At 40.9% G+C, this 14,733-nt stretch carries 8 protein-coding genes and 1 pseudogene; 7 read left to right on the top strand and 2 right to left on the bottom strand.

All coding sequences use genetic code 11. The features are described from left to right. Window positions 1-11: 11 nt before the first annotated feature. A complete protein-coding gene (locus tag BACFIN_RS08150; RefSeq protein WP_232281656.1) occupies window positions 12-1,010 on the bottom strand; it encodes a hypothetical protein in 999 nt (332 codons plus the stop codon). A 78-nt stretch (window positions 1,011-1,088) separates the two neighbouring features. Beyond that, complete coding sequence (locus tag BACFIN_RS08155; protein ID WP_007754364.1) at window positions 1,089-2,303, bottom strand: site-specific integrase; 1,215 nt, start codon at window positions 2,301-2,303, stop codon at window positions 1,089-1,091. A 146-nt stretch (window positions 2,304-2,449) separates the two neighbouring features. On the opposite strand from BACFIN_RS08155, the pseudogene BACFIN_RS21820 reads away from it, so the two are divergent. From BACFIN_RS21820 to BACFIN_RS08185, 7 genes and pseudogenes are all read left to right on the top strand, one after another. After that, window positions 2,450-2,614: pseudogene (locus BACFIN_RS21820) on the top strand (GGGtGRT protein); the annotation flags it as partial. A gap of 313 nt (window positions 2,615-2,927) precedes the next feature. Next, entirely contained in the window at window positions 2,928-4,028 is a 1,101-nt protein-coding gene (locus BACFIN_RS08160; RefSeq protein ID WP_007754355.1) for a helix-turn-helix transcriptional regulator, read from the top strand. 148 nt (window positions 4,029-4,176) lie between these two features. Then, window positions 4,177-4,575, top strand: a complete 399-nt coding sequence (locus BACFIN_RS08165) for a LytTR family DNA-binding domain-containing protein (RefSeq protein WP_007754348.1) — start codon at window positions 4,177-4,179, stop codon at window positions 4,573-4,575. 57 nt (window positions 4,576-4,632) lie between these two features. Then, window positions 4,633-10,233: an alpha-2-macroglobulin family protein gene (locus tag BACFIN_RS08170; RefSeq protein ID WP_007754347.1), complete on the top strand. Its 5,601-nt coding sequence runs from the start codon at window positions 4,633-4,635 to the stop codon at window positions 10,231-10,233. Window positions 10,234-10,266: 33 nt separating this feature from the next. Then, window positions 10,267-12,612 carry a penicillin-binding protein 1C gene (pbpC, locus tag BACFIN_RS08175; protein WP_007754346.1) on the top strand — a complete coding sequence of 782 codons (2,346 nt, stop codon included), beginning with the start codon at window positions 10,267-10,269 and terminating at the stop codon, window positions 12,610-12,612. A 69-nt stretch (window positions 12,613-12,681) separates the two neighbouring features. Beyond that, a complete protein-coding gene (locus tag BACFIN_RS08180; protein WP_007754344.1) occupies window positions 12,682-13,116 on the top strand; it encodes a hypothetical protein in 435 nt (144 codons plus the stop codon). Between the two features lie 126 nt (window positions 13,117-13,242). Further along, window positions 13,243-14,670 (top strand): Na+/H+ antiporter NhaC family protein, encoded by a 1,428-nt coding sequence (locus tag BACFIN_RS08185; RefSeq protein ID WP_007754342.1) that lies wholly within the window; start codon window positions 13,243-13,245, stop codon window positions 14,668-14,670. Window positions 14,671-14,733 lie beyond the last annotated feature (63 nt).

Below are 14,733 nucleotides of genomic sequence, written 5' to 3'. Positions count from 1 at the left end.
CTTTATATGTTTTACCAATATGATTTTAAATGTTCAACCGGATTATTGGGAGACGTTTTGCACATGGGGATTTTCCACCAATTTGGACGAACTTCATATTTTTGCAAGTTCCTGATTGTAGCCCGCAAATTCAATATGTCATTTTTAGGACTGTCCTCATCAATCAGTTTGAGATATTTCAGTAACTCAAGAATAAAATTCCCCTCGTTATCTGTTAATCCTTTACCTTTGGCTGCAAATGATGAGTGGCATAGTAGGTTATATATACTAAGAGTTACCGTATCAAGTATTGCATTTTCACGTTTCCTGCCTCTTTTACCTATACTGGGATAATCTTTATCCAATTCCGTTTCCGCTTCTTCCAAAGTTGAAACTCCTAAATATTTATCAAGATATGGAGTTATCATATTGAGAAACCAACTATCATCATTCGTAAGTTCTATTTTCTGTTTGTTATATTCAATCGTGACAATATTACTCTTGGTCTTTTTCTTCTCATGAAACATCTTGTAAAGACGTAGCATATCCGGTCTGACAGAATAACTATACTTTATCTGTGTTGGATCAGCAATATAATCCTCAAAATCAAAATAGCCATTGGTCTGTGTGTATTTATAGTAGATACTTACAATAAGAAGAATAGCGTAAAATACATCTTGGTCTTGCTGTTCATAGGCTTCGTCCTCATTTTTATTGTATGTATTCCACAATGTTTCAATATACTCGGCTTTAAAATTACCACTTTCAAGGACTAAATTCTTTCCCACAGTCATGCTAAATTCATATTTGTCCTCATCTGTCCCGCAATTAGGATAGGGAATCTCCTGCTCTTCCTTCTTTATTGACAAGTACAAATCCTGTATTTCCATTGGGAACTTATTACCCAAAAGATATACATCAGATATATAGTCCAGTTCATTATGAAACATTGAACGGCTGAATCCCACTTCACTATTCAGCCATGATTCGATTCGTTTTATCGTATTGATTGGTATTATCTGATATTCCATATTTTCAAACTTTGTCACAAAAATAAAAAATGTCGCTTCACCATAAAAGCAAAGCGACATTTTATTTTAAAGAAGATTCTATTCTTCACAATTAAATGTATCCATTAGCTTATCCATTTCTTCGCCTATACACTTATCAACCAATCTAGCATAGTGTTCAGTCATTCGTGTATTAGAATGTCCCAACATCTTGGATACCGCAATTAATGATATATTATTTGCCAAAGTAACAGTACTCGCAAAAGTATGGCGGGCTGTATGATAGGTTATTCGTTTATCAATATGACACAAAATAGCTATATCTTTCAAATAAAGATTTATATCTTTAGCTGAATATATAGGTATTAAAGTATCTCCACCAGAATACTTATCAATTAACATCTTAGCACTTGGCAATAATGGAATACGAGCAAGTACACCCGTCTTAATCCTTTTCTTCTTAATCCATATTCTTCCTTCATTATCACGTTCCAAATGTTCAGCTCGCAAAGTCTTAACATCAACATAGGACAAACCTGTATAGCAAGCGAATAAAAACATGTCTCTAGTCCTTTCAAGTCTTGGTAAAGGAGAATTGAAGTTTATAATTCTACGCAATTCATCTTCATTCAGAAAATCGGGAGACACCTCTTGTCTCTCTAATTTGTACGCTGCAAAAGGACTAAATGCTATCTTATTATTAGCAACTGCACGATTTACCACTTTCTTTAATAATGCTAAATACTTCACCGCTCCATTATGAGACAGCCCATGTTCTGATAATAGCCATATACGAAATTCCTCTATAAAATCACGGTTCAATTCTCTTAGAAACATATCATCCCGATGATACTTAAATTGAATAAAATTCTCTAAAAGTGACAATCCATGTTTTGAATTAGCGTATGTCCCTTTAGAGACTCCACAACCAATCTGTTTGTACTGTATCTCATTATGCTTTCTATAAACACTAAGTATAGTTTCTTCTTTTATTAATTCCACCTTATTTAATAGTGCATCACGAAGTAATACAGCGGTTACAGCAAAACCATGCTTTACCAATTTTATTTCCTCTTCATAAATCCGTACTCTTAAATTTTTAAGAAATTCATTTAAAGCCGTGGCTTCTGAATTTGTACCACGTACGCACTGCTTATCTTTATTCCAACTTTCTAATGTCACTAACTTACCTGTAGAAAATACAGTACGTTCTTCTCCCACAGATATTAATACCTCAATAGGTGCTTTGCCTGCTTTATTCATTTTACTTGCTCTAACAGTAAATGACAATGTATAATTACTCTTATTTATCATACTCTATTATTTGTGACGTCACAGTGACGGAACAAATAAATTACCGTCACCAATATACATCTAGTTAATAAAAATAAGAGCATAACATATTATATAATAGCAAATTACAATATATTGTATATTCCTAAACCGTCACGAGTTTATGTATGACAGACACAATGGGCCGTATGCACTCTGACGCTCAGTTCGCTGGTTCTTCATCAGTTCCTGCTCACGTAGAAATGATGGGATTCCTGGGAATTGGTAACAACCCGATGGTAGGTTGTACTGTAGCTTGTGCGGTTGACGTAGCTCAGGCTTTGAGCAAGTAATTTAATAAATTGCTATATACTAAATCCCTGTAACTAATAAGGTTATGGGGATTTATTGTTTATATACCTATAATGCTTACTTCTATTTCAATTCTAACAAACGGTCACAAATTTTGGCATATCATCCTAATATATTGGAAACGCTACGAAGATCAGTTTTAGAATTAACTAATTATATTTTGTAAGTACGCAAATAAATGCAATTTATCAACCGAATTTTGTTGGATAGAAACAAAACAACTACATTTGCATAAACTCATAATCACGTTATTAAACTTAATAGCCTTAAATATGCAGGTGAAGACTTATAAACATGGGAATACTACATTTATCAGTTGAACTAGCACTTGATTTGATTGCCCTTATATCGGGGATTATTCTTATCATTCGTGCCAAAGACAATTATCCTCAATTATATTGGGGAGTCATAGCAGTCGGTATAGGGTTCATGTTTTCATGGGAAAACATCGGATGGCTGACGATTGTCACGGACACCCCGGAATATGACTTCACAGAATTGCTCAATATTGATAAAATGCTTAAATGGTACGCTTTGGCCAATATCGTAGCACTATTTCCCATCGCATCCTTATCTCCGGGATATTTCAACCATTTCAGAATATTCACCTTCTTATTGCCTCCTATCATTACCATAACGGTAGGAATCTGCTATCTGTACTTCAATGGCAACATAACGGCTATCCATTCACTAAATGAGATAATGCCCAATATCGGTAATATGGATGTCAAACTCAGAATCAGTATATTTCTGCTTTCTGTCATCACTCCTCTCTTTATTCTCATTTATGTCACCAGCCGTGTTAAGACACATCGTAAGATGAATAGAAACATGTATCTATTCATGGGATTCTTATTCCTATTTCTTGGTATATACATCCTATTCACATTAAGCATTAATGAGTTTATCTTCAATTTATTCGGTATTACAGCAATCGTTTTTACTGCTTTATTCTCAATGCTATATTTACGATATGAGAATCCGTTTTCAGACCATATCAGTATGGTGTATAATACAGAAGAAGAAAATCCTGAAGAAATGAGAAACTCATTTCAGCCACTCACACTCTTCACCACAATCGAGAGTTATTTAAAGAAAGAACATCCTTACACAGATCAGAAATACAATATAAAAGATTTGGCAGAAGCCTTAAATGACAAAGAACGCAATATTTCGGATGCAATCAAAAGTCAGGGATTTACAGGTTTCCGTGAATATATTAATTATATCCGACTAGAGCATTTCAAACAACTAATCGCCCAAAATCCGAAAAAGAATGTGAAAGAGTTGATGTTTGCATGCGGATTTAGCTCACGGGCAACCTTCTACCGGAACTTTTCCGAAAGATATGGTATTTCTCCTAGTAAATTCATTGAATATCAACAAAGTAAATAGAATAATTCTATTCTGTAACGTACAAATCTTAATAATAAAAGTGTCTCATTTCTATAATGAGACACTTTTCATTTTTATAATTAAGAGTAATCTGTTACTTTTGACAGAAAATAAAAATTACGACACGGGAAATTAATAAATTAATATCATGAACAATCAACACATAAACATTGAACATTGCGACCAGACACAAATTACGCAACATCAAGAAAGCATATTTTTATATACCACTATTACCGGAAATTTGCAACTGATTCACTTGGAAGAAATCGGTTATTTCCGCTATAACTCAAAAAGCAAATTGTGGGAAGTCATGTTATCCAACAAACATACTCTGATATTAAAAAGAAACACGAACTCGCAAAAGATATTGAGTTTACACCCTTATTTGCTTCAGATCAGTCAATCCTACATTATTAATATCAGCTATCTGGCATCAATTGAAGACAATAATTGTGTATTACTCCCCCCTTTTAATGACGCCGAGCTCCTACAAGTAAGCAAGTCCTTCATGAAAAAGTTGAAGGAAAAATACCCCTGTCTATAAAAGAATCTATTATAAAAACAGTATATTTGTCCACTGAACCAATAAAAACTCTTTGCTATGGGACAAATAAAAACTGGACGTAGCAGCCTCGCTACCAAACTATTCTTTTTCATAATGTGGATTGTGACCTTTTCCGCATGTATGCACAGTCCGAAAGACATCATCCCCTCTGCAAAATATGCCCCCTATGTAAATGCCTACACAGGAGGAGTCATCTCCCAAAGTTCGACTATACGCATCGAGCTGACACACGATCAACCTATGGTTGACGTAAATAATGAGTTAAAAGATAATCCGTTCAGCTTTTCACCGTCTTTGAAAGGAAAAGCATATTGGATTAGCAATAACACCATCGAATTTGTTCCGGAAGAAGGTACTTTAAAACCGGGAGCATTCTACGAAGGAACTTTCCAGCTTGGAGATTTTATCGAGGTAGATAAAAAGCTAAAGGAATTTAACTTCTCATTCCGGGTGCAGGAACGTAACTTCACAATTCATACAGAACCTATAACGATTACAGCTACTCAACCCGACGAAGTGAACATAAAAGGAGAAATACGCTTTAGTGACGTTGTAAAGAAAGAAGAAGTCGAGAAAATGCTGATAGCCGGCAATGGCAAAAGTAAAAATTATCCGGTCGATATTACCTCCACCAACAATCCGACTCGTTATGAATTCAGTATCAACCGGATCTTGCGGGAAGCGGAAGATTACCAAATCCAACTGACAGCAAACGGCAATCCCGCCGGAATTGACCATACGCAAATCGAAGAAATCATGATTCCGGCAAAAGATAGTTTCCGCTTTCTGACCGCCAAACGCATTGACCAACCGGAAAACGGGATCGAAGTCGTATTCTCTGCTCCCATATCCAATATGCAAGATCTGAAAGGACTGATCGAGATACCGGAAGTATCTTCTTGCATCACCCAAATTAAGGATAATCAGGTTCTTATCTATTTTGAAACCAATAAAATAAATAAACTGACTTTGAATATCCATGAAGGAATAAAAAGCAGTCAAGACCGTAGTCTGGGGACTTCCCACTCTATCTCATTCAGCGAATTGAATCTGAAACCGCAAGTAGAGATGGCTACCTCAGCCGCTATTCTTCCCGATTCGAAAAGCCTGATTATTCCATTCCGCGCTGTCAATCTGTATGCAGTAGATTTAAAGGTTATCCGCATCTTTGAGAGTAACATCTTGATGTTCATGCAAAACAACTCTCTGGCCTCTGCCAATGAGTTGCGCCGTTCGGGACGCCTGGTTTATAAGAAAACATTGTGGCTAAGCAAGGATTCATCAAAAGATATTCATCAATGGGAAGATTACTCTATCGACCTTGCCGGACTGATTCATCAAGAACCGGGCGCCATCTACCGGGTTATCCTGTCTTTCCGCCAAGAATATTCCGCTTATCCTTGCGGTGGAAGTGAAGAAAACAAAGAAATGAAGTTTTCCGACACGACTTCCGACGGTCTGACAAAAGTTAGCGGTAGTATTTTGTCAGAGGCAGACGAAGCTGTATGGGACACTCCTGAGGCTTATTATTATTACAACGGCGAAACTATGGACTGGAGTTTGTATCAGTGGAAAGAACGGGATAATCCGTGCCACCCGTCCTATTATATGGGAGCAGACCGGACAGCTACCTGCAATGTCTTTGCCTCTAATCTGGGAATGCTCGTAAAGAAGAACTCCTTGAACAATCTGTGGATTGCAGTAAACAACATTTTGGACACAAAACCTGTCGGAAAGGCGCAAGTAACTGTTTACAATTTCCAGTTACAAACCATCGGTAAAGGAGAAACAAACGGAGAAGGCTTGGCGGAAATCGCTCCGAAAGGAGTTCCCTTCATTATCGTAGCAGAGGCAGACGGACAAAAAGCTTACGTACGTGTTGCAGACGGTGAAGAGCAATCGGTCAGCCGCTTCGATGTGGGTGGAAAGGATATTCAAAAAGGCTTAAAAGGATTTATGTATGGTGAAAGAGGAGTATGGAGACCGGGAGACACCTTACATATATCTTTCATTCTGGAAGACCGGGAAAAAAGAATACCGGACAAACATCCGGTAGCGCTGGAAATCTACAATCCGAAAGGCCAATTCTATACCAAAATGATCTCAACACAAGGGATGAATGGCTTTTACACATTTACTGTCCCTACTCAGGCAGATGCCCCTACCGGTCTGTGGAACGCATACGTAAAAGTAGGCGGTTCGACTTTCCATAAAGGGATACGCATCGAAACAATAAAACCCAACCGACTTAAAATAATGTTGGCATTGCCTAGAATTCTTCAAGCAACAGACAAAGAAGTCTATGCTCCACTCACTTCTGCCTGGATGACAGGGGCTAAGGCTTCACATCTGAAAACCAAAGTAGAGATGTCACTGTCTAAAGTAAATACACAATTTAAAAACTACGGACAGTATATTTTCAATAATCCGGCTACAGATTTCACTACCATCAAGACAAATATGTTTGACGGAATGCTCAGCGCGGAAGGAAGAGCGGGAGTCACTTTAAAACTCCCTGCAGCAACCAATGCGCCGGGTATGCTAAACGCATCTTTCACCACCCGTGTATTCGAACCGGGAGGAGATGCCAGTATCTATACCCAAAGCGTTCCTTTCTCTCCGTTCACATCGTATGTGGGCATTAACTTGAATCAGCCAAAAGGCAAATACATAGAAACGGACAAAGATCATGTATTTGACATTGTGACAGTGAATCCGGAAGGACAGGCGGTGAGCCGTTCAAATCTGGAATATAAAATCTACCGTATCAGTTGGAGCTGGTGGTGGGAAAACAATGAAGAATCTTTCAGTTCCTATATAAACGGAACTTCCATCACTCCGGTAGCCAGCGGGAGTCTGCAAACCAACAATGGAAAGGCTTCTTTCAAATTCCGCGTCGATTATCCCAATTGGGGACGTTATCTGGTCTATGTGAAAGACAAAGAAAGCGGACATGCCACCGGAGGTACTGTCTACGTAGACTGGCCCGAATGGAGGGGACGTTCAAGTAAATCGGACCCCAGTGGTATTAAAATGCTTGCTTTCTCATTGAACAAAGATTCCTATGAGATAGGAGAAACAGCTATGGCTATTATCCCCGCAGCAGCCAACGGACGTGCATTGGTATCCATCGAAAACGGATCGACGGTACTCAAACAGGAATGGATCGAAGTTTCCAGCAAAGGAGATACAAAATATACGTTCAAGGTCACAGAAGAAATGGCTCCGAATGTATATCTGCACATCAGCTTGTTGCAGCCTCATGCGCAGACAGTGAATGACTTGCCTATCCGTATGCATGGTGTTGTCCCGGTATTCGTAACTAACAGTCAAACAATATTAAGACCGCAAATACAAATGCCGGAAGTGCTACGACCGGAAACGAACTTCAATGTGACCGTCAGCGAAAAGAGCGGGAAACCGATGACTTACACATTGGCTATCGTAGACGACGGTCTGCTGGACCTTACGAACTTCAAGACACCCGATCCTTGGAATGACTTCTATTCACGCGAAGCGCTCGGTATCCGGACATGGGATATGTACGACAACGTATTGGGAGCTTCCGCCGGAAGTTACGGTTCTCTTTTCAGTACAGGTGGGGACGCAGTTTTGAAACCGGCAGATGCAAAAGCAAACCGGTTCAAACCGGTCGTTAAATTCATAGGCCCTTTCTATCTGGGAAAAAGCAAACATCAGACACATACATTGAAACTTCCGATGTACGTAGGTTCTGTACGCGCTATGGTAGTGGCAGGACAGGACGGTGCTTATGGAAATGCAGAAAAGACGGCCTATGTACGGACACCGTTAATGCTGCTTTCCACCTTGCCGCGCGTGCTTAGTATTCAAGAGGAAATCACTGTTCCGGTAAATATCTTTGCAATGGAAAATCAGGTAAAGAATGTCACCGTATCTATTCAGGTTTCCGGTGGAGGAGTACAAATTGCCGGACCTTCGCAACAGTCGCTAACCTTCAATCAACCGGGCGACCAGCTTACATTCTTTACATTGAAGACCGGAAACAAAACAGGTAAAGCAACTATCCATCTGACGGCAAACGGTGGTGGACAGCAAACTAAAGAAACCATCGAAATAGACATACGCAATCCGAATCCGGTCGTGACATTGCGCAACAGCCAATGGGTGGAAGCCGGACAAAGTGGAGAGGTATCGTATAGCCTAAGCGGTTTTTCCGACAACAATCATATTCAGTTGGAAGTATCCCGCATCCCATCCGTAGATATCACACGTCGATTCGACTTCTTATACAATTACCAACATCAGTGTACGGAGCAGTTGACTTCCAAAGCATTGCCGCTTTTGTTTATCTCTCAATTTAAAACGGTAAACAAACAGGAAGCAGAGAAAATAAAAACAAATGTACAGGAGGCTATCCGTCAGATTTATGCCCGGCAACTTCCCAATGGCGGTTTTGTCTATTGGCCGGGGAATGCCGTCGCAGACGAATGGATCAGTTCATATACCGGAATGTTCCTGACATTGGCACAAGAAAAGGGATATGCCGTCCATTCAAACGTATTGAATAAGTGGAAACACTTCCAACGTGCAGCAGCCCAGAACTGGCGTATGCCACAGGATGCAAACAGCTGGCAACTATGGCAGTCGGAGCTGATGCAAGCCTTCCGCCTATACACGCTGGCATTGGCCGGTATGCCGGAGTACGGAGCTATGAACAGAATGAAGGAACAGCAAGGATTATCTATTCAAGCCAAATGGAGATTGGCAGCCGCCTACGCATTGACAGGAAAAATGAAACCAGCCGAGGAATTGGCATATAAGACAGCAACCAGTGTCACTCCCTATTCTTCAATGAACTTTATTTACGGTTCGTCCGACCGGGATGAAGCAATGATTCTGGAAACATTAATCTTGATGAACCGGGAACGGGATGCACTTCAACAAGCAAAGAAAGTCTCGCAGAATCTGTCACTAGAGGACTATTTCAGTACTCAGTCTACCGCATTTGCCCTCATGGCAATGGGACGCTTGGCAGAAAAGTTATCAGGCACACTTGATTTCACATGGAGATGGAACGGCAAGCAACAACCTGCCGTGAAATCTGCCAAAGCGGTATTTGACAAAGAGATTCCTACTTCACCGAAATCCGGAACAGTCTCTGTAAAGAATCAAGGCAAGGGAGCATTGGGAGTAGACATTATCACGCGCACACAATTGCTGAACGATACGTTGCCCGCCATCTCAGACAATCTTCGGATGGATATAAGATATGCAACTCTGAACGGCACGCCCATATCCGCAGAAGAAATTAAACAAGGAACTGACTTTACCGCTGTCGTTTCCATATCCAATATTAGCGGAACATCGGATTATACCAATCTGGCATTGACACATATTATACCATCCGGATGGGAAATATATAATGAACGAATGGCGACTGCCGGTACAGCTATCAATTACTCCTATCAGGATATCCGCGACGATCGTGTATTGACCTATTTCAATTTGTACCGTGGTGAGACAAAGGTATTTACTATCAGATTGCAAGCGGCATACACCGGTAACTTCATTCTTCCGGCTGTTCAGTGCGAAGCCATGTATGATACAACCGTGCAGGCACGAAGCAAAGCAGGAAGAACAACGGTGAGTCGCTAATACGAATTCTGTTGGTAAGAACAAACGCAATTCATGAAAGTTAAGATATCCGAGGTATTCAGAAATTTATCCATCACCAAGAGAGTAATACTTGGCAGTATTACTCTCTTGGTGATGGGATATATGTTTTGTCTTCCCCGACAACTCTTTCATGTCCCCTACTCGACTGTCGTCACTGCTAGGAACGAAGAACTGTTGGGGGCACGTATCGCTTCCGACGGGCAGTGGCGTTTCCCTCCGAGGAATACGACACCGGAGAAAATAAAACACTGCCTTATCACTTTTGAGGACAAACATTTCTATCATCATTGGGGTGTTAATCCACTTGCCATCGGAAGAGCCGTTTATCAAAACATCAAGAACAAACGTATTGTAAGCGGAGGAAGCACACTGACCATGCAAACTATCCGGCTTGCACGAAACAAGCCCAGAACTTTCGGAGAGAAAATAATCGAAATGATCTGGGCTACACGTTTGGAATTCAGGGCTTCTAAAGAAGAAATCCTATCCATGTACATATCTCATGCCCCTTTCGGAGGAAATGTGGTAGGACTGGATGCGGCCGCCTGGCGTTATTTCGGTCATTCAGCCGAAGAGTTGTCATGGGCGGAATCGGCCATGCTTGCCGTATTACCCAATGCTCCAGCCATGATTCACCTATCCAAAGGACGGGAGACATTACTTGCCAAACGTAACCGGGTCCTTAAACTGCTCCATGAGAAAGAAATCATAGATTCGTCTACTTATGAGTTGGCTGTCAGCGAGCCTCTTCCCGAAGAGCCACATCTTCTTCCGCAAACAGCTCCCCACTTAGTCAGCCGTTTCTACAAAGAAAGAAATGGACAGTACTCACATTCCACCATTGACCGGGGGATTCAAATGCATATAGAAAACATCGCTGAACGTTGGAGCAATGAATTTAACCGAAGCGATATCCGCAATCTAGCCATTTTAGTAATCGACCTCCCTGCCAATCAAGTGATAGCCTATTGCGGGAATGTACATTTCGACCATCGGCAAGGAGGTAATCAGGTGGATGTAATTCAAGCTCCCAGAAGCACAGGAAGTATTTTGAAACCTTTTTTATATTATGCGATGTTGCAGGAGGGGGCATTATTGCCACATACGCTACTTCCTGACATCCCCATTAACATAAACGGATTCAGTCCGCAGAATTTCAGCAGGCAGTATGAGGGGGCTGTGCCCGCTTCGGAAGCACTTTCCCGTTCACTGAATATTCCAGCTGTGACAATGTTACAAAAATATGGTGTTCCCAAATTTCATAATTTCCTGCAACAGACTGGATTCAAAACAATCACCCGTCCATCGTCCCACTACGGTTTATCCCTGATTCTGGGAGGAGCAGAAGCCACTTTATGGGATGTAACAAATGCGTACGCACAAATGGGACGAAGCCTGATTCCGAATCAGCATAGTGATGCAGTCCCTCAAAAAGAAGCCGACATCTTAATGGGAGAAGAGAACAAAAACGAAGCGATACAACAAAAATTCACTTGGGACAAGGGTGCAGTGTGGCAAACTTTCGACGCGCTAAAAGAAGTCAACCGCCCCGAAGAGATCGATTGGAAGTCCATCCCTTCCATGCAGACCATCGCCTGGAAAACAGGAACGAGTTATGGATTCCGGGATGCTTGGGCGGTAGGCGTCACTCCTCGTTACGCAGTCGGCGTATGGGTAGGAAACGCAACCGGTGAAGGAAAACCGGGATTAGTGGGCGCACAAACGGCAGGTCCCGTATTATTCGATGTATTCAACTATCTTCCCTCTTCATCGTGGTTTGAACGTCCGACCGGTGTTTTTATTGATGCAGAGGTATGCCGTCAGTCCGGTCATTTGAAAGGACGCTTCTGCGAGGAGACGGACACAGTGCTTATACTTCCCTCCGGACTGCGAACGGAATCCTGCCCATATCATCACTTCATTACTTTATCTGCCGACGAGAAATATCGTATTTATGAGAATTGTGCCAATACGGAGCCTACTTTCCAAAGGTCATGGTTCGCACTGCCTCCTGTGTGGGAATGGTATTATAAACAGCATCATCCGGAATACAAGCCTCTTCCTCCGTTCAAATCAGGTTGCGGAGAAGATAGTTTCCAACCCATGCAATTCATTTATCCTCCGATGAATGCACGAATCAAGCTACCGAAACAATTGGATGGTAACAAAGGATTCATCACTGTCGAACTGGCTCACAACAATCCCGAAGCAATCGTTTTCTGGCATCTCGATGATATATATATGATGCAAACACAGGATTTTCATAAAATATCCTTGCAACCTGAACCGGGAAAACACTCTCTGACAGCCGTTGATGGGGAAGGGAATACGGTTTCCACCACTTTTTTCATAAAATGAATTATAAATCATAAGAAATGACTCAACAAAATACGCAGTAAAACCGTTTATAGCAAAAAAGTAAAGCGAATGAAATACGGAGTCAACAAACAAATCTTACTCATTACAGCCGGCGCAGTATGGATTACAGCCGGTATCAATATATTACGAATAGGAATCATTACATGGTTAAACAACTCCCAAGACTGGATGTTCAAAATCGGAGAAGCAACTGTAGTTTTCCTGTTATTCTTCGTACTCATCTTTAAAAGACTTTATTATAAACACACCCGGCGAATTGACGAGAAAAAGAAAACCCGTAACTGCCCTTTTTCTTTTTTTGATGTAAAGAGTTGGATCATTATGATATTCATGATCTCTCTAGGCATTACCATCCGGAGTTTCCATCTATTACCCGACAGTTTTATTTCCGTTTTCTACACCGGACTATCTATCGCTCTGATTCTGACCGGAATACTTTTCATACGATATTGGTGGCTAAAACGTAAGGTAAATTGGGGCTGATTCTATGTACCAAGAATATATAAACTTATACTAATTTTTATTGCTTCGTTCCATAACGCTAAGAATTTCGATCATTTTGTTATATCTTTGCAAACCAAAATAATATAGAGCATTAAAGAACTTAATATGAAAAAAGCCCCCTCCCCTTTTGTATCCCTGATACCAATTATCGTACTTATACTATTATTATTCGGTACTATCCATACTTTCGGTAGTGATGCTTTAAGTGGAGGAAGTCAAGTATCATTACTCACCACTACCGCTATTTGTATTCTTATCGGTATGGCATTCTACAAAATTCCTTGGAAAGATTATGAGATTGCCATCACAAACAATGTGGCCGGAGTGGCAACGGCTATTATCATTCTATTGATTATCGGTGCATTAAGTGGAATGTGGATGATCAGCGGAGTAGTACCTACTTTGATTTATTATGGAATGCAAATCATACATCCCAGTTTCTTCTTAGCATCCACCTGTATCATTTGTGTACTTATTTCCGTTATGACCGGTAGTTCGTGGACTACCATTGCTACCATTGGAATCGCACTGATGGGTATCGGCAGGGCACAAGGATTTGAAGAGGGATGGATTGCAGGAGCCATTATTTCCGGAGCTTATTTTGGAGATAAGGTCTCGCCTCTATCGGAAACAACCATATTAGCAGCTTCCGTAACTGATACTCCACTATTCCGGCATATCCGATACATGATGATAACGACAGTTCCTTCCCTCATAATCACTTTGATTATTTTTACTGTGGCAGGATTCTCACACGATGCCAGCAATACACAACATATCACCGAAGTGGCAACTGCTTTGAATGAAAAGTTCCACATTACTCCCTGGCTCTTGATTGTACCTATTGCAACAGGCATATTAATCGCCCGTAAGATTCCTTCCATCATTACCCTGTTCTTATCGACACTGCTGGCAGGAGTCTTCGCTTTGATTTTCCAGCCGGAGTTATTACAGGAGGTTTCCGGAATGGCAACTTCCGGCTTCGATTCATTGTTCAAAGGATTAATGATAACGATATATGGAAGTACAAGTCTGCACACAGACAATGCCGTTCTGTCAGATTTGATTGCCACACGCGGCATGTCCGGAATGCTGAATACGATTTGGCTCATTCTGTGTGCCATGTGTTTTGGTGGAGCAATGACGGCCAGCGGTATGTTGGGTAGTATCACTTCAATCTTTGTTCGATTTATGAAAAAGACGGTCAGTGTGGTAGGAGGTACGGTTTGCTCAGGCTTGTTTCTTAATCTGGCAACAGCCGACCAATATATCAGTATCATTCTGACGGGGAATATGTTTCGTGACATATATGCCAAGAAAGGATATGAAAGTTGCTTACTAAGCCGCACGACGGAAGATGCAGTAACCGTTACATCCGTACTGATCCCATGGAACAGTTGCGGGATGACTCAGGCCACCATTTTAAGTGTGCCCACACTTGTATATCTTCCCTATTGCTTTTTCAACATTATCAGCCCTTTAATGAGTATTGCCGTCGCAGCTATCGGATACAAAATTGCACGACGTTCGTGAACAATCCGGCATACTCTTTGTTTTTGCAATAAACGGACAACGTATTAAACCTAAACAAAAAAA

Origin of the sequence: Bacteroides finegoldii DSM 17565, from assembly GCF_000156195.1 — a bacterium.
Classification (GTDB): domain Bacteria; phylum Bacteroidota; class Bacteroidia; order Bacteroidales; family Bacteroidaceae; genus Bacteroides; species Bacteroides finegoldii.
Note: the sequence above shows the minus strand (reverse complement) of the source record. Positions and strands in the feature narration are given on the sequence as shown.